Genomic DNA, 20,559 nt, shown 5'->3' on the forward strand with positions numbered 1-20,559 from the left:
TCCTTGATATTAGAGGATAAATCCGTATAGTAATGTGGCTACAATCGCCATCGTCCCACCTACAATAGCTTCATAAGGAATGACACCCATCCGCTGCCGGATCGTCATTTTCATGCTGTCTGCCGAAACGTGGAAGTAATTCCCCTGAGGCAGAGAATCAATGACGGTTGCCCCGGTGTGCACCATAACCGCTGCTGCGAGCGGAGCCGTCCCCATGTTCAGAATCGCGTCGCCAAACGAGCCTGTTGCCAGTATGACACCGGTTGATGTAGAGGCAGTAGCTGCTGCCATCAGAATACCCGCAATCGGCGCCAGGAAGGTGCCTGAGATGCCGGATGCTTCAATTAAACTAACCACCTGACCTGACAAGTCGGATGCAGAGATCAGACCCGCAATCCCACCTGCGCCGATCAGAATAAGCACGGTTGCTGTCATTTTATTCAATCCGGAAGTTGTGTACTTCACAATGTTTCTACCTTGTCCCATCGCCAGCATGCCGATGATGCCGGCAAGCGGCAGAATATACATCGCATCCACTTTGAACGAGGATAGTACCTCTACCCCTGTTATCGAACCAATCGGGTTAATCATTAACAAAATAATGGCTACCAGAGGTGCAACAATCGCTTTTTTCAGCGGCGGGTACTGTGAGGTATCCACTTCACCCTGTTCCGCTTCCTGATCAGTAACCATTACGCCTTTATTTTTGAGCATTGAAGCGACGATAACGGTTACAATTAATCCGCAGATGGCTGGAATCACACCTGCCAGCATGACATTGCTGAGATCCAGATCGAATCCACGTGCCGCTGCAATCGTATTGGGATTTGGAGATATAATGTTCCCCGCCTTACCACCGCCAGATAGCGCAAGAATCAAGGCCAGTTTGGAAATACCCATTTTGTTACCCACAGACAAGGCGATTGGTGCCACTATAAGTACGGCAACGGGGATGAACACCCCAACAGCTGTAATAATCATCGTGGCCAGTGCCAATGCTAGAATTGCCTTGCTTCCACCAAATTTTCGCACAATCGCCTGAGCTATGGTCTCTGCCGCTCCGGACTCCATCATGACACCTGCCAGAACCCCTGCCGCAAGAACGCGGAGCACGGTGCCCATGACGCTTTGCGTGCCATTCACCAATATGTTTACGGTCTCTTCCAGGTTTGCTCCACCAATTAAAGCGCCTACAATTGCCCCCAGAAATAAAGAATAGACCGGGTTCAGCTTCCTTAAGATCAATATGATGGCAATAGCAAGTCCTGCCAGTGCGCCAATCCAACTAATAGTTAAAGCCTCCATTGTGATTGCCCCCTTGCTCTTGTTGAACACGCTTTCATTATAGAGGCTGGCGCATCAAATAAATATTGATTAAAGGACGAAATTCATTGTGCATATGCACAACAGCCTGCTACCCAATGATCCGAGGCAGCAGGCTGTTCTGCGTTTAGGTGACTGGCTTATAGTCGCTTAACTTTCCTTCGTATACCAGCTTCAGGCGATCACTTTGACGAAAATCATCAGGGGTCACCAGTGCAGGCAGCTTATTCCACAGCTTAATTCCCGAACGTTGAAGAATCTCAGCCACGAACTGGGAGCAAAAGTAGGAGTTGCTGAATTCCACTGGCTCCTTCAGGGTAATGCCGATGACTCCCAGCAGATTGTACATGTACTTCTGACGGCTGCGGATGAAAATCTGCAGCACGCGTTTCATTTTTTCCACCTCGCGGTCCGTAACCTGAAGCTCATAAATGACACATGTTGTATTCGGATATTTGCTATATGTACCCGTCTGAATATCCTCCTTCACAAAACCGCCATTCAGCGGATTGTTCGGGTGCTTGCGGCCGAAGCTGTACAGCTCGGATAATTCCCGGTTGAAAGAGATCGAGGCATGATTGTATGGTGCTCTGGTGTAACTCTGAATAACCTTGGTAAACAGTGTCCCTGTATTCGTAAGCAGGATGTAGATTGAACGGTCGGCTGTCATAACGAAATTTCCCCTTATCAAGTTGGCACTATTCCTTCATAATAACATAGGTACCCAATTATGGGATCTTACTTCTGGAATAAGCAGGTGATTGGTTCGTGAGCAGCTCGCTCTTCACATTAACGCTCATTTTTGCAGCATTACTCGTCATACATATCGTGTATAAAATCATTGCCAAGCTTCAGCCGGACAAGGATTATTCGGGCATCGGCAACAAAATCAAGACCTGGTGGGGCATGCTCGTCATCTTTTGTCTCGCTACGCTCTTCAATCCGATTGTTTCCCTCATCTCATTGATGGTACTTGCGTTTTTCGCGCTCAAAGAGTATTTCTCCATGATCCGCAGTACCCGAAAGGCTGACCGCCGGCTTTTCCTATGGGCTTATCTCGCCATACCGGTGCAGTTCTATTGGATCTATATTGGATGGTATGGGATGTTTATCGTCTTTATTCCGCTGTATGTCTTCCTCGTGCTGCCGCTCCCCCGCTTGATTAATAAGGGAACAGTCGGCTTCCTGCGAAGTGTAAGTTCTACTCAGTGGGGATTGATGCTGATGGTATTCGGACTCAGTCATCTGGCCTACTTTCCGTTTGCAACACCGGAGTATGGGTCGAAGCTGGTCCTCTTCCTCGTGGTGTTAACGCAACTTAACGATGTGGTCCACTATCTGGTCTCCCTCTATCTGGGGAAACGAAAAGTGGTACCCACAGCTAATCCATTTTTGACATGGGAAGGATTCGCCTGTGCATTTGTCATCACAACGGCAGCCTCCTATTTCATCCACCCTTATCTGACTCCGTTCGATTGGCAATTCGGAATCTTTATCGGTGTATTGATCAGCCTTGCCGGTTTCTTCGGAAGTCTGACGGTGTCTGTACTCAAGCGGGACTTGTTAATTGGGGACGACAACAAATTCGATGCACTCAAAAAAAGCTATCTGAGCCGGGTCGACAGCCTGACCTATACGTCTCCGGTCATGTTTCATGTCGTTCGTTATTTCTTCGACTTCATGTAGATCAGACAACACTTACCGCAAGATGCATTTTTGGAGATCATGCCAAACGAAAAAACTGCACCTCCAATTGTTAAATGGTGTCCAACAATTGGGGGGCAGTTCAATATCGGCTGCTTATTCTTTATTTTTTCAACTGAACTCCCTGCTCGGCCAGTATTTCCTTACCCGCTTCATTCTTGTAGACAAGTGTGATCTTACCCCGTTCACCCTTCATTTCATCCGAGTACTTAAAGCCGGAGAACTGTCCGTTCCCGCTAATATAGAAGCCTTCTTTACTGTCACCACCATGCTGAATGGCCTCTGCAGGCGAGTTAATAATGGTAATCTGGTTGGATGTCCACCGCAGCTCAGAGAGGGTGTAGCCCTCTGGCACCTGGCTCACGGAGAAGTCAAAGCTTTTGTTATTCTCTGTCGGCTTGTCCGATTGGTCAATTTGAATGATGATCTGTTCGTCATTTGCTGATGAATCGGATTGAGCAGACAGCTTCCCTTCATCGCCATCCGCCGTGTTCGCCGGGTCCTCATTGCCCTGTTTGGCATCCGAGTTCGGAATGGAGCCTTTTCCCGCTTCCTCGATAGGTTGCTTGGATTGCGGATAAGCGTGTTCCTGAACCGATTCATTGTTATTTTTCGCGCCACAGGCGCTGATCAGCAGCAGAATGCAAAGCACCGATGCCCAAAGAGCAAATGTATTCGTGTTCTTTTTCATCATTGGAACTCCTTCCATCTTGGTCTAATCCATCTAAACGACACATGCCTTATTAATCACTACACCATATCGTCCCTCATGAAGCTCCATAATATGTAAACCCTCCGAATTTGATCATTACAGCCACACTTCGATGAGTTCTGAACTATTGACGTGTTACCTTGGTTAGACAAAGGCATTACCGAATTTAGGGGGGAACATATTGAATCGCTTGGTTTACATCATACTTGTCATCATTGCCACTTCGCTTATGGGTTCTTCTTTTGCTGTTGGCAAAATTGGGCTCGCTTATATTTCTCCACTTCTTCTCGTAGGTATCCGCTTTACACTGGCTGGGGGACTCATGGCACTATGGGTGTGGAACAAAAATCTTCCTTCTACCTTACCGGACTGGACCCGATTATTCGTTATTGGTGTGTTCCAGACAACCGGGGTTATGGCCTGCATCTTTCTTAGCATGCGTACCATTCCTTCTGGAGAGACCTCCATTCTTACGTTTACCAATCCGTTGCTGGTCGTTATTCTGGGAGGTCTGTTTCTCCATCTGAAATACCGGTTTTATCAGTGGATAGGTGTCGTTATTGGTATTGCAGGAGTGTTTGTTACGTTGGGATTTCACTTGCAGTTATCAGAAGGAACGTGGCTGGGCATAGGCTCCGCCGTGTCGTGGGCCATTGCTACTTTACTCGTAAAAAAGTGGGGGGCCCGCTTCAGCACCTGGGTATTGACCGCTTATCAAATGTTATTCGGCGGCCTGCTCCTATTACTGCTCAGTTTATCGCTGGAGACACCACATCTGGAGCTTAACGCCATTTCCATTCGTGCTGTTCTATACCTGGCATTGCTTGGCTCCATTGTTCAGTTTGCTACATGGTACTACCTGCTGAGCAAAGGCGATCCTGGCAAAACAAGCGCCTTTCTTTTTCTAGCTCCGTTCTTCGGCATACTATCCGGCTGGCTGCTTCTTGGGGAGGTCATCCAGAGCTACGTTTATATTGGCGGGTTATTTATATTCCTGGGGATCTTTTTGGTAAACTGGACTGGAGGAAAGAAACACATTGCATTGAAATAAAAATATTCATGCCTGATTTTCGGCGATGCCCTGCGCATCGTTTTTTTATAATAACAAAGACAGATGTGACTTCCGATAGGACTGCATCTTGCTAGCTGGAACAAAAATCGTAAGGACGTGCGTTTAATGATCTCTGCTGAACTGAAAGAACAATATTATCAGGCTCTGGTTGCCAAAGATTCGGAATACGAAGGTTTATTCTACGTTGGTGTCAAAACGACGGGGGTATTTTGCCGCCCTACCTGCCCTGCACGGAAGCCCAAATATGAAAACTGTGAATTTTACGAGACCGCACAGCAGGCACTGCTTGCTTCATTTCGCCCCTGTCAGCGCTGCCGTCCGTTATCCCACCCCAACCAGGTATCTGATGTAGTCCGAATACTGGTCGAGGCCGTGGAGAACAATCCGGAAAAGCGCTGGAAAGGTCAGGATTTCAAGGATTTATCCATCGATGAGTCCACGGCACGCCGCCAGTTCAAAAAGCGGTTCGGCATGACCTTTGTGGAGTATGCTCGCGCACGTCGTATGGGACTGGCTTTGAAGAATATCCGCTCAGGCCGCACCATTATCGATGCCCAGCTATCAACAGGTTACGAATCCAGCAGCGGCTTCCGGGATGCTTTCTCCCGAATTATGGGCGCTGCTCCTACTCATGTGGATGACGGGCGGGTGCTGAAGGCCTCCTGGATTGATACCCGTCTTGGACCCATGATGGCCGTGGCTGATGATACAGCCCTGTATTTGCTTGAATTTGTGGATCGCAGAGGTCTGGAGCGGGAAGTGGAGCGCCTTCGGAAACGAACCAAGTCCGCTATCGTACCGGGTGTAACTGAACCCATTCACTCTATCGAGCGGGAACTGGCATCGTATTTTGACGGGACTTTAACGGCATTCAACACCCCGTTGTTCTGTTTAGGAACACCATTCCAAAAGAGCGTCTGGGAGCAGCTTATGGCGATTCCGCCAGGCGAGACAAGGTCATATCAGGATATCGCTGTTGCACTGGGTAAACCGTCCGCATGCCGTGCAGTCGCACAGGCCAATGGGGCGAATCAACTGGCCATTGTCATCCCGTGCCACAGGGTCATTAATGCAAGTGGCGATCTCGGTGGGTACGGCGGTGGCCTCACTCGCAAGAACTGGCTGTTAACCCATGAGAAGACTGCTTTTGGACAAATTCGTTGAGACATAGTCAGTGAAAGTATATCCATTTATAACGATATAACGGAGGAGAATCATCCTATGCAGACCCTAAAAGAACAAGCAGAGCTATTTCACCAGCTGCACATCAAAGGTAATCCACTCGTGCTAATCAATGTGTGGGATGCCGGAAGTACAAAAGCCATTGAATCGATTGGAGCCGCAGCCATAGCCACCGGAAGCTGGTCTGTTGCCGCGGCTCATGGGGAGCAGGACGGAGAGATCATGCCGTTTGAATGGGTACTTTCCAATCTGGCTCGCATCACATCCAGTACTAAACTGCCTGTTACCATCGATATTGAGGGAGGGCATGGCAGGTATGCGTCAGAAGTGAAGGAGAATGTCCTCCGGGTAATCAAGCGTGGTGCTGTCGGCATTAACATCGAAGATCAACTTCCTGGTGGAACAGGTCTATATGCCATTGAGGAATTCGTTCTGCGCTTGAGAGCCGCTCGGGAAGCCGCTGAACGAATGGACATTGCCCTATTCATTAACGCTCGCACGGATATATTTCTGCAAACGGCACCAGCGCAGCATACCTCATTCCACCTGGAAGAAGCCCTAGTACGATCCCACGCTTATGCAGAGGCAGGAGCCAGCGGGCTATTCGTTCCAGGTCTACAGGATCCACAACTCATTCAGGAATTGTGTGAACACTCCCCGATTCCAGTCAACGTAATGGTGACATCTAATGAGCCAACCCCAGCACAGCTCGCGAGGCTCGGGGTAGCCCGGGTAAGCTATGGACCTTATCCTTATCAGAGTGCCATGGAACACTTGAAAGAACTCGGACGAAGCATTTTACTCGAAACAAGCTAAGAAGATTACAGGTGCAGGAATAATTATATAAACAGAAAAACACGAGGCAGTAATGCACTCGTGTTTGTTTACGTTTGATTCCATAGATCCACACAGCCTTCTAACGTATACCGATAACCACTACTCTTTTCTGCCCTTCATCGTAAGCGGCGCATTCTTCATCATGGGATAGGTGCATAGAATGAACCCCCAGCTCAAAGCCCCCAAGACCGTGGCAAACACAAGGATATTGATACTCGTGAACCATTTTACCAGAGCACTCAGGTCGGACAAAACGAAAGCCAGCGTAAGAATCAGGCCTAAGCCGAAGAACAGGATCAGGAAATTGCGCATTCCCAGCCGTATCCAGCAAACCGTCAAAAAGATAGATAACCCGAGGACAAGAAATCCAATCATCAAGTCAATCCAGAGATAGGACAGGAATTGATAATCACTGGAGTGTAGCCTACCCAACTGATAAAAGGTTACACCAAGCCATCCAGCTTCATGAAGCAGATGCATGATGAGATAGATCACATTCAGAATGGTAATGGTACCAACCACCATCCATGCAGAGATGAGGTAGAAGGATTTCAGAAACTGAATTCGGGTGCTCCCCAGTCCAATTGCAACGGGGTACAGTGTAATGAGACCCGCCACAGCAAATGCACAGATCCCCCCATACATGGGCCCGAACAGCTGAGTGGTAAAAGCAACATCAAATATGAAGCCCACTGCCAGATATACGGCCGTAAGCATAAGTGTAATGAGTGAGAAGAGCATCAGATACCAACGCATATCATCCAGAATCAGTCGATTTGTACCTTTTACTGCATTCATCCCTTAAGCACCTCCTGTTTCCGCGTCAGGTTAACCAAATAGTCCTGCAGGGTCGCTTTTTCAATGGAAAGACCATGCGCCTGCGCTATATCTCTCCACTCCTTGGAGTAAGAGGCGTCAATCATCACCTTTTTTGTTGACCCGAGCTGTGCAGACTCCATGATGTTTTCGCCTTGGGTAACCTGATCTATATCACGAATTAACCCTGTTAGCAGAATTCCCTTTTCGCGCATCTCTTCCATCTGTTCATGACACAGTACGCCGCCTTGATGGAGCACGATGAGTGACTCACATAACGGCTGAATCTCTTCAATATGATGGCTAGAAACCAGAATCAAACGGGGATGCTCTTCATAACTTTCAAGCAAGGTATTATAGAAAAATTTGCGTTTCTCTGCATCCAATCCGTTGGTCGGCTCATCCAGAATGGTTACACTCGCATGGCTTGCGAGGCCAAGAACCATCTGGGCAGCTGTTTTCATCCCTTTGGAAAATTTGATGATCTTCCTTTTGGAAGGTAATTCAAACAGATCAATTAACCGCTCCGCCAATTCCTGATTCCACTCTGGATGGAAATACTGACCGAATCGTACCAGGTCACTTATTGTCCAGTTCCTGCCCAGCGGGTGATTCTCCTGAACGTAGCAGAGATGCTTCTGAGCAGCCAGATTATTATAGGGGTCCTCCCCCATGATTTGAATGCTGCCCTGATCAGGACGGTTATGTCCAGCAAGCAAACTCATAAGTGTTGTCTTCCCGGCTCCGTTCCTCCCCCAGATCGCACTAATGACCGGCTCACTTTCATGCAATGTGACATGGTCCAAAACAGGTGTCTGATGATAACCGTAGCTTACCTGATCTACACGAATCATGACTCACTCTCCTTGTCTCTCTTGCCTTTAATCAGATCAATAATCATGTCTTCATTCATATGAATCCGTCTGGCTTCCTCGAGCAGTGGCTTAATGTATTCTTCGTAAAAATGCTGTTTTCGTTCAACCAGCAGTGCATCTCTTGCTCCTTTGGCGACAAACATCCCAACACCTCGCTGTTTATAAATGATTCCTCTGTCCACAAGCTCCTGCAGCCCTTTGCGCGCTGTTGCCGGATTGATATTGTAGAAACGTGAGAGCTCATTGGTCGATGGAACCTGCTCTTCCGCTTGTAATCTGCCTTCCACAATATCATCCATAATCATCATGGCAATCTGATGAAATATGGGCTGTGATTCATCCAAAGTCGATTTCATGCCAATCCAACTTTCGTTATTTAGGTTAATTGGTTAGTTACTCATGTAACTAACTATAGTACACAGATATTCAAAAGTAAATAGCCGACTATCCCGTATTTCATTTTTTTTTTGAACCTGCAAGATGGAGTGAGTTCATCCGTTTAAGATGGAGCCACCCCTCCTTTGTCATGGCAAAGGCAAACAAAAAAAACGCCTCTGAATGAAAATTCAGAAGCGTTCCAATTTCCTAATGGGATTAAGAGCCGAAACCATGATCAGCGGTTCTCATAATTGCGGGGTTTGGAGCATCCGTACTTAAGTCAGGCTCACTTGCAGGAGTTAGTATGCTTACCACAATGCTACATGTAGCTATCAGCAAAGCCAACTTTCTCTTCATTGAGTTTCTGCACCTCACTAATGATCATTTTGTACTGCTGCTTGGCTGTATCAGTCGCATAATCCCTATACTGTTCAAACAATCCGATACCCCTTAGCATACCCCTGCCGCTGCTAATTTCAATAGAAAATCTTAAGCTATCAAGCACGAATCCCAAGCCTTTATGATATTCATCTTTCTTTAGATAATACGCTCCAAGATCAGCTAAAAGACGTAAATAACGATCATCAGTAACCTGCTTGCTAACCTTTCCAATTCGATTACTCTGTTCCTGATACGTAAAATAGGATTGATACTGTTCAAGAACATAATCGATATTTTCATCATAACGATTAGCGGCGGTGACTATATCGCAAAGCGCAGGAAAAATTTCATTTTCCTTGGTAGATATATATTCTAAATAGGAAGGCAGTATCTCGAACTGCCCCGCCATCAATTGATAGATATAACGATTTGCTACAGCCCATTCCTGGAACTGATGAATAACCACAATCTCATCCTGATCGGGGTCTTTAACCCAGCTGTTATCTGCATATAATGAGACATATTTTAAAGCACTATCGTAATCTTTGAGATGATAACATGCACTTCCAGCAGCCAAATCGGAATAAAGGACATAGAAAACAATAGGCTTTTTGGTTTCTTCCTGTTTTCTTCTGCCATTCAATTCATAATGAATGGTTGCCTTCACTTTTAGCTTCTCGGACAGCTCCTGCACTTTGCTCCATCGGTGTAGTGCTCCAAAAGCATTGATCAGTTCATTAAGAGCGTCCAACTGATATCGTTCATCCAGGCGATCGACATAATACTCGAACTTGGCTGCGATGATCAGGTTTCTCTGCTGGTCATTGGTCAGGCCCAATTTGAACAGCCGATACTGACATAGAGCGAGACGCTCCGAATGCTGCATTTTCTCACTCTCAGCGATCGTTTCATATAAGAGGATGGCTGGTTTAAATCTACCTTCGTGGTAGAATTCCTCAGCCAGATCAAATAAAAGGGGAATATACGATAGATTATCCATCATTAATCGGATAACCTCTTCAATACAATTTAGCTTGTCTAACTCCGCACAACGGTGAAGGAAGGGGCCCAGTCTTCGCCAATCGGGGGTAGCATGAACGAAACACTCATCTATATACAATTCATAGAAATGGCCTTCTTCAAGCTTCATGGCTGAAGTGATTCGGTCCAACTGCTGCATCGCAATCGGGCGGTTTTTGTTCAAAATATTGCTCAGCGTACCCGAATTAATACCCGATGCTTCCGAAAAAGAACTGATGGACATCTGCTCGCGCTTCAGATAATTCTCTAAATGATCGCGAATCGTGGTTGTCGGCTCCAAACGAACACCACCCTCCCAAATTAAAGCCATATACAGGATTAACGGTATGCAAAAGTAATTATATGTAATCCAAAAGAAAGGGTCAACATAATAATTTCAACTAATTTGTATTAATTACAATTTAATCCTTTTGATAAAATAAACCCCGTTCCCCTATTTTATACCGGGAATGAACTCGCATCAAATCAGGAAAAACAAAAACACGAGCCGAATAAATGCTCGTGTTTTCGTATAAGAGAGTAGACTCTACGACTCTATTTGTGAATCAGATTTAAGGCAGGATATTGCCGGCAGCACGATAGATTTCGTACCACTCCTGGCGTGTAAGATGAACATCTCCAGCTTTGACACAGTCCTTCAGGCGTTCAATATTCGTTGTGCCAGTTACAGGCTGCATTTGAGCTGGGTGACGCAGCAACCAGGCAATCGCGATGGTGGTGTTGCTCACATCATACTTGGCTGCAATCTCATCGATCTTGGCGTTCAGTTCCGGGAACTTGTCGCTGCCCAGGAATACGCCTTCGAAGAAGCCATATTGGAACGGAGACCATGGCTGAATCGTGATATCGTGCAAACGGCAATAATCCAGAATGCTGCCATCACGGTTCACGGCTGCATCGTTCTCCATGTTCACGTTGATCCCGCTGGAGATCATTGTTGTGTTGGTAATACTCAGCTGAAGCTGGTTGGCTACCAGCGGCTGTTTCACGTACTTTTTCAACAGTTCAATCTGGTTCGGATTCTGGTTGGATACGCCGAAATGACGCACTTTGCCTTCACGTTCGAGCAGATCGAATGCCTCTGCCACTTCTTCCGGCTCCACGAGAGCATCCGGACGGTGCAGCAGCAGAACATCAAGATACTCGGTTTTCAGACGCTGCAGGATACCATCCACCGAATTCAGGATATGCTCTTTGGAGAAATCAAACATGCCCTTGCGGATACCGCATTTGGATTGCAAAATCATATTTTCACGAATCTGGGGATTCATCTGTACCGCCTCTGCAAAAATCTCTTCACATGCTCCGTTTCCATAAATATCAGCATGGTCGAAGAAGTTCGCACCGACTTCCATGGCGGAATGAACAAATTGTTCTGCCTCTTTGTTGCTGAGTGAATTGATGCGCATGCAGCCTACGGCCACAACTGGTACTTCAAGTGAGCTGCTGCCAAGTTTTATTGTTCTCAAGGTGATTTCCCTCCATATTCGGATAGATTGTATATACTTGTCTTCCAGCTATGATTGTGACACAGATCTGCAATCGGTTTCAATGGATTTTTAGAAATCTTATATGGAAAAATGGTCGTTTTTTCTCCATTTCTAGACAGGCTTACGTTTCTTGAGGCACGATCACTTCAATATGTTGAGGCAAGACGCTGATCTGGATAGGCAGCGCAGGCCCTTCCTCCCCATCCACATTGGTGCGGACCGATTCAGTGCAGCTTACCCGGATATCTTTTGCCGTAAAATAATCCACATCCTTATGGTCCTTCAGATGCCCAAACAATAAGGAGGTTCCCAGTGTCAGGCTGTTGAACACACTGATATTGCGGATCACAAAACAATGAATCAGTCCATCGTCCACTACTGCATCCGGAGACAGCTTCTCAAATCCACCAACCGAATTGGTTAGCGCAGCGAGAAACAACGGGGATTCACCCTCCCACGTCAGCCCATCGTATTCAATCTTCAAAGGATAGGCGGGCGAGGACACGAGGTCCTTCAATCCTTCCTTCAAATAAGCCAGGGAGCCCAGCTTCGACTTGTCTTCCGATGAGACGGAAGATAACGCTTCAGCCAAAGAACCGGCTGCCACCACGTTGGCGAAGAGACGATCATTAATCCTCCCCAGATCCACCTTGCGTACCTGATCTGAACCAAGCTGCTTAATGGCTTCATCAGGATCGAGAGACAGATGGAGCGCACGGGCAAAATCATTTACTGTACCTAGTGGCACAATACCCAGCCTGGGACGATGCTTCTGATCCATCATGCCATTAATGGTCTCATGCAGCGTGCCGTCTCCCCCAATGGATATGACCAGATCACAGCCACCTTGGCAGGCGTCCAGACAGTAACTGGTTGCATCACCCTCCCCGGCTGTCTCATTAATCATCACTTGATATTGCTGCGATTCCAAAATCGCCTGAACTTGGGACACGTACTGCTGCGCCTCTTCTTTTCCCGATGACGGATTGCTAATGATCATGGCTTGACGCATAAACGCCTCTCCCTCCACCTGCACATATTTACTTCTTCTATACCCTTTCTCGGGGTAGGATGAATAAGGCTCGCAGGCCAAAAGATTTTTTTGGTAAAGTTCACCTGAAGGAGTACAGATCAAGGCTTGTTTCATATAGAATAGAAGTAGAGTTGTTACCTGTCCCCTGAAATGGATGTTCCTTTTCTCGCCAGACGGGTTAATAACTAGAGAAATGTTGAGGATTCATTCCTGTTGACCTGACCTTTACAATGCGCGGATTACATAAAAGCTAGAAAAACTTTTGAATATCGGAGGGAATGCATGCAATGAAAAGAATGGCACTACTATGTCTAATATTCATTCTAAGTATCGGTGCGTCGGGGCAAGCCATGGCCTACGCAACGATGGACTCAGGCAAAGGCATCATAGAAGATCCTGCACTGGAAAACGGACTTAAACTGATCTTGAACAAACCGGTAGATTCACCCTTAACTTCCTCCGACCTGGAACAGCTTACCGTTGTTGATCTGAGTAATGCAGGGATTCAGAGCCTGTCGGGACTGGAGTATGCGACCAACCTGACACATCTCCGCCTATACGGCAATGAGATTGAGGATCTGACCCCGCTGAAGCATCTGGACCAGCTCCGGGAAATCGACGTAAGCAACAATTATATTACCTCCATTGAGGCACTCGCTGACCTGAAGGAACTGGGACGGCTGTACATCAGCAACAACTCTATCTCATCTATAGAAGTGGTTCGTGGCTTTACCCGATTACATACGTTTTATGCCAGTGGCAATCAAATTTACAGCTTATCTGCCTTGTCTGAACTAGATCATCTGAAATGGCTGGAGATTTCCAATAACGAGATTGCAGATCTGACTCCACTGGTTAATCAATCCCGGCTGCTGCAGCTGAACGTAGCAAATAATCGGCTGCAATCACTGGCCCCACTGGCTGATATGGACAATACATTATTGAGACTAAACGTGGCAGGCAATGCAATCTCGGACCTGTCACCCTTGCAGCATATGACGCGTCTTCAGGGGCTCGACATCTCGAGTAACCACATTCAGCACCTCAAGGCACTTGAAGGATTGCTGCGGTTAACCGAGCTTAATGCGGAAACCAATCAGATCTATGATCTGGAGCCATTACGACAGCTCACCAAGCTGGAGGTGCTGAAGCTTGCGAACAATCGTGTATGGGATCTGACGCCGCTTGCTGACTTTACTTTTACACAGGCTACTCCCGCGAATACGGTACAGGACATCGGAGCTTCCACTTCTGTATCGCCTAACGTACTGACCCCGATGACGGAAGCGGAATCCGCCGGATTGACCGTGCAAAATAACTACCTGGACGTATCGAGTGGCAGCAATACCATGAGTCTCCTTAACCAGATGAATGTCCGGGAACAGAAACGCACACCGCAAGGCCGTTTTCAGCGTCTGATCGAAGGATCGACCACAGCCTATGTGGGTGATCGCACATACGCCCTGGAAGCTGCACCTTTTATCCATGAAGGGCGTACGTATGTGCCACTGCGATTTGTGTCCGAACAACTGAATGCCCAGGTGGGTTGGGATCGCAACAAGCAGGAGGCCGTAATCACACAAGGTGATAAAACCATTCGCTGGACTGCCGGCAACAAACAGGTGGTTGTAGATGGTTCGCTCCTGATGAATGATGCTCCCTTGTTGATCGAAAATGGTACGGCTTTTGTACCTGTTCGCTTTGTTTCGGAGCAGCTTAATACGACAGTCGGATATATCGGGAGAAGCAAAACGATTCTGATTTTTGAAAATAAACAGGTGGACAACAGTATTGAATCATAAAGGTGTTACGACAAATAAAGCCTATCGCAGGTTCTTGTATGAACTACGTGCGATAGGCTTATTATTTTCTTGCTATATTTCTTGCAAAACAAGGGACAGGGCGACGATCTCCTCTGCCTGCTAACTGTGTGCTAGCTCCTTGATCTTCTGAATAAAAGAGTCCACCTGGATGCCGTTCGTTTTTCCCGTAAATTCACGCAGCTCCTCGGATTCCCCTTCATATGCAGATAGCACATAATCCCCATCCACAATATAGTACGTTCCATACCGGGTAAACGAATAACCTTCCACCTGTTCCCCTGTTGTCCCCTTCTTGACCACGGTGACGATTCTCATGCCTGGTTTAAGTTCCGGTTCCATGCCTGCAAAGTCAGCATTATAAAAGAGAAATGTATCCTCATTCACACCCTCACCTGTTACAACCTGAAGCACTTTCACCTTGTACGCTATGAACTCAGGCTTGTATGGACCAATGCCAGCATCCTTATCCTTCTCTGCAGAGTCACCTTCAGGTGTACCCGGTTCGTCCCTCAAGTCGACGCTAAAATTCGGGAGTTCGCTCACTACCTCTGCAACAATGACGGCTTCCCCGAAATCCATCATCTCTCTGAAACTCACTTCCCTCATATTGATCGTCGGCGGGACGCCAGTGGAAAGTGGATATTCTTCTCTAAGTTCCGCTATCCGGTTCAGGGACAGTCTGTTTCCTGCATCATCATGAACGTTAGATAAAGGGTTAGAGCAACTCGTTAAACTAATCATGAATACAACACTTATTAACCAATGCATAACACGAACCCGTTTCACACCCCCACCTCCTCCTCATCCGGGCATACTCAAGTTATACAGTCGGTTTAGACTTAATCCTGAGGCACATCCCAGCTAGCCAGCATGCCTCTCGCCATCTCCATGGTCGACTCTTCCCCTGTGATTAGTGCGAATTGTGCAACCAGTACCGGGTAAGCAGCCCACTGCTCCCGAATATGATCAAACATCCGGGGCCATGTTTTTCCCCCTGCCTTTTCGTACCGCTTTAACAGATCGCGCAATCCAGCATCCTGGAAAAGCCCATACAAGATCACAAAATCCTTCCCTGGATCAGCGATCTCCGCTTCCGTCCAGTCGATAAGCCCGGTTACCCGCTGTGTATGATCGACGATAATATGCGGTGGATGCAGATCACCATGATTGAATGTGACGTGCTCAGGCCAGAAATGGTCTGTAGACACCCATTTTTTCCACCGCTCGGCGAGTCGCTCCGGCACTGTGAAGCTCTGCTTAATCTGCTCCATATTGGCGGTAAACTCCTGGCGCACTTCCCTAGGCGTCTTGCACCGCACTCCGCCTTGTACCGCTTCATTGGCATCAATGCCATGCAATTGTACGAGTGCAGCGGCCAGCGAATCAAAAAATACATCCGACAGGTCTTCCTGTGGAAAGCGCCATGCATATCCTCCCCCAGCAGGATCGACCACAGCAACCGGTTCACCGTCCAGCAAGGGGTAAGCAATCAGCTCCGGTGTACAAACTCGCCAATCCGGCACCTTAACTGACAAGTTATCCTGTACAACCCCCAATACCTTGCGCTCGTTCTCGGCACGCTCCCATACGTCTCCACGTCTCGGCTGGCGCAGAACCCACTTTTGCCCACTCTCATCCGTAGCAAAGGTCACCCTGAAATCCATCCCGGACTCATTGATTTCCATCGAATCTTTGCGAATTCGAAGCCCATTCTGTTCCGCGAGCAGCCATATATCCTGTTGAAGTTTTACCTGTTCATTCGAAATTGGTCCTGTCATACCCATTCCTCCTCTTTTCCTCAGAAAAATAAAAAAAACACAGACATTCACGCCTGTGCCTTGATCTCGGATTAAGGAATATACCTAACTATGTGCAGTCCAATAGTGGTACATCGAAGAACCACTCTTAGACAAGAGTGTCCACTATCGATTACGGCATACGTGTAAATAGGCAAACCTCTCCCGATTATCTGCACACAGGCAGCAAGCAGCAACGCGCAAACAAACGTTTCGCTACTATCTCAATCGGAAAAAATGTGCCACACGTATCCCTCCGTTCAGTAAGTTATCCCTATGCTAACATATTCCAATTCCTGGTTCCAGCATGAATTTCCTGATTTGCCCATGTACCTAGGTCATTTCCTCCACTGGCCTTCCTGCATATAGAGTATAATGAACAGGTATACGATATAGTTATGGTGCAATGCTTATATTAAGCATCCTGCACGTCTCTGGTCTAAGCATTTAAAACTAACGCAAAAGAGGTTAACAATGAGCAAGCAACAATTCAAAGATTATAAGCTTGGTGAAGAGATCGTCCGGGCACTGGATAGTCTGGGTTATGAAACGCCAACCGAGGTACAAACTGAAGTGATTCCGGTCGCTTTGGAAAATAAAGACCTCGTGGTCAAATCCCAGACAGGCAGTGGTAAAACAGCTGCGTATGGTATTCCGATCTGTGAGCTGGTGGAATGGAATGAAAATAAACCGCAGGCTTTGATTCTCACGCCAACCCGTGAACTGGCCTTGCAGGTCAATGAAGACATCACCAATATTGGACGCTATAAGCGGATTAAAGCCACGGCACTCTATGGACAATCTCCTTTTTATATTCAAAAAGCAGAGCTAAAACAAAGAACACATGTCGCCGTAGGTACGCCGGGACGTGTGCTGGACCATATCGAACGCGGCACGCTGCCGCTCGAGCGGATTGCCTATCTCGTCATTGACGAGGCGGATGAAATGCTGAACATGGGCTTTATCGAGACGGTACAAGCTATCATTCAGGCATTGCCTCGCGAGCGCGTAACGATGTTATTCTCCGCTACATTCCCTGAGGACGTTGCCCGTCTCTCACGTAAGTATATGGATAATCCGGTAGAGATCGAGATCAAAGCAAGTGGTCTCACAACAGCTACAATAGAACACGAGGTTGTTCGGGTATCCGAAGTCAACAAGACCGCTGTGCTGGAGGATCTGTTTATCGTGGAAAATCCGGACAGCTGCATTGTATTCTGCCGTACACAGGAGAACGTGGATAAACTGTTCCGGGTGATGGCTGACCTGGACTACCCAGCAGACCGAATCCACGGAGGCATGGAGCAAGACGAGCGGATCGAAGTCATGAATGCATTCAGAAGAGGTCAATTCCGTTATTTGGTTGCAACCGATGTTGCGGCACGTGGGATTGATATCACGAATATCACTCATGTCATCAACTATGATATTCCCTTGGAAAAAGAGAGCTATGTGCACCGTACAGGCCGTACCGGACGTGCTGGTAAGACAGGCAAGGCCATCACGCTGGTTACGCCGAAGGATGGCAGACGCCTGGCCGAGATTGAATCCTATATCGGATTCGAGATCCCGGTCGTTCCGGCACCATCTGAAGAAGCTGTCGATCGCCGCAGGGAAGAATTCGAGAAACGTCTGAAGATTGTACCTGAGCGCAAAAAAGACAAGCGTGAGCAGCTGAACCAGCAGATCATGAAGCTGAACTTCAACGGCGGCAAGAAGAAAAAGCTGCGTGCCGTAGACTTTGTAGGTACCATCGCCAAACTGGAGGGCGTCACCGCAGATGATATCGGGATTATTACGATTCTCGATAATGTGACCGATGTGGAGATTCTAAACGGCAAAGGCCCGCTTGTACTGGAAATGATGCAAAACACAACGGTCAAGGGGAAACAGCTGAAGGTCCGCAAAGGGAAGCATGTGTAAGCGGAAGATACGAATTTAATATACCTTAGAAGAGAGAGTGTCTTGAGGCACTCTCTCTTTGATTTATGCAGGTTTTCAGCAAGTGGATGAACACGTCTGATAAAAAACTCCCCGCTCTCGCCGCTTTATATCGAAAAGCACTTCTTTGTTCAGCAATGGATGAATTGTTCACTTGAAACGAATGGAAGTCCAGCTAGAATATATGTGAAAGCGCTATACTTTTGCTCATAACCTTGGGGAGGTGCATGTAATGAGAAGCAGGAAGTATGCATGGATTCTGGTTCTGACCCTGACACTGACGATGTTTGGCTTCCATCCAGAACGAACGGACGCAGCAAGTGTGACTATTAGCAACAGCTCCGATTGGCTGGATACCGCAGGTAACCCCATTCATGCGAACAGCGGCAATATTCTGAAAGTGGGAAGCACGTATTATTGGTATGGCGAGCATGCGGTAGGTGGCAAGTTTGACAGTGTTAACGTCTATACTTCAACCGATCTGAAAAACTGGACATTCAGCAATGCCATCCTCACCAAGGATTCCGCAACGGAGCTTGCCTCCAGCAAGATTGAGCGCCCCAAAGTGATCTACAATCCCGCTACGCAGCAGTATGTGCTCTGGGCACATTATGAGAACGGAACGGATTATAATCTGGGACGCGTCGCCGTAGCGACCAGCAATACACCGAGTGGTAAATTCACGTATGAGGGCAGTTTCCGGCCACTGGACTATGAGTCCCGCGATATGACGGTGTTCGTGGATACCGATGGTACGGGCTATCTCATCAGTGCCTCACGCAAGAATGGCGGCGCGAACGATACGATGGCCATTTTCAAAATGAACGCAAGCTATACAGGCGTAGAATCCTTTGTTGGCTGGTTATTTGAGAACAGCTACCGAGAGGCTCCTGCCGTTGTGAAAAAGGGAAACCGCTATTACCTCTTCACCTCCCAGGCCGCTGGCTGGTATCCGAATCAGGGGGCTTATGCGACAGCCACATCCATGGCGGGACCCTGGTCTGCACTTACCCCTTATGGCAATCCTTCTGCCTTTGGATCGCAGATTCATGATATTGCCACGATTACAGGCAGCAGCACCACGTCCTATATTTATATGGGAGACCGCTGGAATCCAATGAATCTGGGCGAGCATAAGCATATCTGGCTCCCTCTGACCCTGAACGATACCAACGGAACGGCATCACTGGAGTGGTATAAGGATTGGAGTATCGATGCTGCTACAGGTACGGTAGCGCCGTCCTCTCTCGTCAATCACGCTCAAGGCAAGACAGCTACGGCCATATCGACAGCCTCCGGTTCTTCCGCTGCCAATGTGAATGACGGCAACTACCAGACTTCGTGGGCGGCCTCTTCCAATACATGGCCTGCATGGTGGCAGGTTGACTTCGGAGCGCCGAAGACCATTACCGAAATCGATATCTCCTGGTTTATGTATAAAGGATCGGAGGGGTATTACAAATACAAGATTGAGATCAGCAACGATGGCGTCAACTATTCCACACTGGATCGGACCAATAACCTGACCTACGGGTTTACCACAGATGCAGTGCACTTTACGGCCCGCTATGTACGTATCAACATGGTGAATGCCGTGCTGTGGAACAACCCGGGTAATTGGTACACTCCAACGCTGTATGAGGTCAAAATGCTGGGTCCTGCTGCCTCGGAAGCGACAGGCTACAGCCAGTTCAGCTCACATAACTATCCGGACCGTTATATCCGGCACTCCAATTTCACAGCTCGTGTTGATGCGAATGTCTCGCCTGTACTGGACTCCCAATTCCGCGTTGTTCCTGGTCTCGCCAGCTCTACAGGCATTTCGCTGGAGTCCATCAACTTCCCAGGGTACTTCCTGAAGCGAAACAGCAGCAACAAAATTGTGCTTGAAGCCTATGCAGACACAGCCGCTTATAAAGGAGATGCAACCTTTCTGAGCAGCCCCGGCTGGGCAGACAGCTCCAAAATATCACTTCAATCGTACAGCCAGCCCGGGTATTACATCCGGCACTATGACTACGTACTTCAGCTTGATACCATTAATGCATCCAGCAGCTCTACCGTGAAAAGTGATGCCACGTTTGGGCGAACCAACTTCTAGTTTGACCTTGTGAAGTCTGATCTCATCTGTAAGATCTCACTAACAAAAGGCTGC

Annotated in this window: 18 protein-coding genes; 7 read left to right on the top strand and 11 right to left on the bottom strand. The window is 47.6% G+C overall.

Annotated elements, in window-relative coordinates:
- Positions 1–9: 9 nt before the first annotated feature.
- Both PIL01S_RS10730 and PIL01S_RS10735 read right to left on the bottom strand, forming a co-directional pair.
- Positions 10–1,335 carry a GntP family permease gene (locus PIL01S_RS10730; RefSeq protein ID WP_371859950.1) on the bottom strand — a complete coding sequence of 442 codons (1,326 nt, stop codon included), beginning with the start codon at positions 1,333–1,335 and terminating at the stop codon, positions 10–12.
- A 115-nt stretch (positions 1,336–1,450) separates the two neighbouring features.
- On the bottom strand, positions 1,451–1,993 hold the full coding sequence (locus PIL01S_RS10735; RefSeq protein WP_095360269.1) for a hypothetical protein: 543 nt from the start codon (positions 1,991–1,993) through the stop codon (positions 1,451–1,453).
- Between the two features lie 98 nt (positions 1,994–2,091).
- Between PIL01S_RS10735 and PIL01S_RS10740 the strand changes: the two genes are divergently transcribed.
- Entirely contained in the window at positions 2,092–3,009 is a 918-nt protein-coding gene (locus PIL01S_RS10740; RefSeq protein ID WP_095290686.1) for a phosphatidate cytidylyltransferase, read from the top strand.
- A 121-nt stretch (positions 3,010–3,130) separates the two neighbouring features.
- Here PIL01S_RS10740 and PIL01S_RS10745 read toward each other — a convergent pair whose 3' ends face one another.
- A complete protein-coding gene (locus PIL01S_RS10745; RefSeq protein WP_127537527.1) occupies positions 3,131–3,718 on the bottom strand; it encodes a hypothetical protein in 588 nt (195 codons plus the stop codon).
- A gap of 202 nt (positions 3,719–3,920) precedes the next feature.
- Here PIL01S_RS10745 and PIL01S_RS10750 point away from each other — a divergent pair, with 202 nt between their 5' ends.
- The 3 genes from PIL01S_RS10750 (at position 3,921) to PIL01S_RS10760 (ending at position 6,809) form a co-directional block, all read left to right on the top strand.
- Positions 3,921–4,790, top strand: a complete 870-nt coding sequence (locus tag PIL01S_RS10750; RefSeq protein ID WP_127537528.1) for a DMT family transporter — start codon at positions 3,921–3,923, stop codon at positions 4,788–4,790.
- Between the two features lie 126 nt (positions 4,791–4,916).
- Positions 4,917–5,975, top strand: coding sequence for a bifunctional transcriptional activator/DNA repair enzyme AdaA (locus PIL01S_RS10755; protein WP_127537529.1), 1,059 nt, complete (start codon positions 4,917–4,919; stop codon positions 5,973–5,975).
- Positions 5,976–6,032: 57 nt separating this feature from the next.
- Positions 6,033–6,809, top strand: coding sequence for an isocitrate lyase/PEP mutase family protein (locus PIL01S_RS10760; protein WP_127537530.1), 777 nt, complete (start codon positions 6,033–6,035; stop codon positions 6,807–6,809).
- 120 nt (positions 6,810–6,929) lie between these two features.
- Here the strand turns inward: PIL01S_RS10760 and PIL01S_RS10765 are convergent, their stop codons facing one another.
- The 6 genes from PIL01S_RS10765 to PIL01S_RS10790 form a co-directional block, all read right to left on the bottom strand.
- Positions 6,930–7,628 carry a hypothetical protein gene (locus tag PIL01S_RS10765; protein WP_127537531.1) on the bottom strand — a complete coding sequence of 233 codons (699 nt, stop codon included), beginning with the start codon at positions 7,626–7,628 and terminating at the stop codon, positions 6,930–6,932.
- The gene (locus tag PIL01S_RS10770; protein ID WP_127537532.1) at positions 7,625–8,500 is read right to left on the bottom strand and encodes an ATP-binding cassette domain-containing protein; all 876 of its coding nucleotides are present in this window, start codon (positions 8,498–8,500) and stop codon (positions 7,625–7,627) included. The genes PIL01S_RS10765 and PIL01S_RS10770 overlap by 4 nt, the downstream gene beginning before the upstream one ends.
- Entirely contained in the window at positions 8,497–8,877 is a 381-nt protein-coding gene (locus PIL01S_RS10775) for a GntR family transcriptional regulator (RefSeq protein ID WP_127537533.1), read from the bottom strand. Before PIL01S_RS10775 ends, PIL01S_RS10770 begins: the two co-directional genes overlap by 4 nt.
- Positions 8,878–9,218: 341 nt before the next feature.
- Positions 9,219–10,601: a helix-turn-helix domain-containing protein gene (locus PIL01S_RS10780; protein WP_127537534.1), complete on the bottom strand. Its 1,383-nt coding sequence runs from the start codon at positions 10,599–10,601 to the stop codon at positions 9,219–9,221.
- Between the two features lie 271 nt (positions 10,602–10,872).
- Positions 10,873–11,790: an aldo/keto reductase gene (locus PIL01S_RS10785; RefSeq protein WP_095290677.1), complete on the bottom strand. Its 918-nt coding sequence runs from the start codon at positions 11,788–11,790 to the stop codon at positions 10,873–10,875.
- 142 nt (positions 11,791–11,932) lie between these two features.
- Positions 11,933–12,823, bottom strand: a complete 891-nt coding sequence (locus tag PIL01S_RS10790) for a diacylglycerol/lipid kinase family protein (RefSeq protein WP_127537535.1) — start codon at positions 12,821–12,823, stop codon at positions 11,933–11,935.
- Between the two features lie 308 nt (positions 12,824–13,131).
- Between PIL01S_RS10790 and PIL01S_RS10795 the strand changes: the two genes are divergently transcribed.
- Positions 13,132–14,646 (top strand): leucine-rich repeat domain-containing protein, encoded by a 1,515-nt coding sequence (locus tag PIL01S_RS10795; RefSeq protein ID WP_164764217.1) that lies wholly within the window; start codon positions 13,132–13,134, stop codon positions 14,644–14,646.
- Between the two features lie 120 nt (positions 14,647–14,766).
- Here the strand turns inward: PIL01S_RS10795 and PIL01S_RS10800 are convergent, their stop codons facing one another.
- Positions 14,767–15,453, bottom strand: coding sequence for a hypothetical protein (locus PIL01S_RS10800; protein WP_127537537.1), 687 nt, complete (start codon positions 15,451–15,453; stop codon positions 14,767–14,769).
- Between the two features lie 53 nt (positions 15,454–15,506).
- The gene (locus tag PIL01S_RS10805; RefSeq protein ID WP_127537538.1) at positions 15,507–16,445 is read right to left on the bottom strand and encodes a macrolide 2'-phosphotransferase; all 939 of its coding nucleotides are present in this window, start codon (positions 16,443–16,445) and stop codon (positions 15,507–15,509) included.
- A 492-nt stretch (positions 16,446–16,937) separates the two neighbouring features.
- Here PIL01S_RS10805 and PIL01S_RS10810 point away from each other — a divergent pair, with 492 nt between their 5' ends.
- Together PIL01S_RS10810 and PIL01S_RS10815 are read left to right on the top strand one after the other, a co-directional pair.
- Positions 16,938–18,386, top strand: coding sequence for a DEAD/DEAH box helicase (locus PIL01S_RS10810; protein WP_095290673.1), 1,449 nt, complete (start codon positions 16,938–16,940; stop codon positions 18,384–18,386).
- 250 nt (positions 18,387–18,636) lie between these two features.
- Positions 18,637–20,505 (top strand): AbfB domain-containing protein, encoded by a 1,869-nt coding sequence (locus PIL01S_RS10815; protein WP_127537539.1) that lies wholly within the window; start codon positions 18,637–18,639, stop codon positions 20,503–20,505.
- The last annotated feature ends 54 nt before the right edge of the window (positions 20,506–20,559 follow it).

This window comes from Paenibacillus illinoisensis NBRC 15959 (genome assembly GCF_004000925.1).
Taxonomy (GTDB): Bacteria; Bacillota; Bacilli; order Paenibacillales; family Paenibacillaceae; genus Paenibacillus; species Paenibacillus illinoisensis.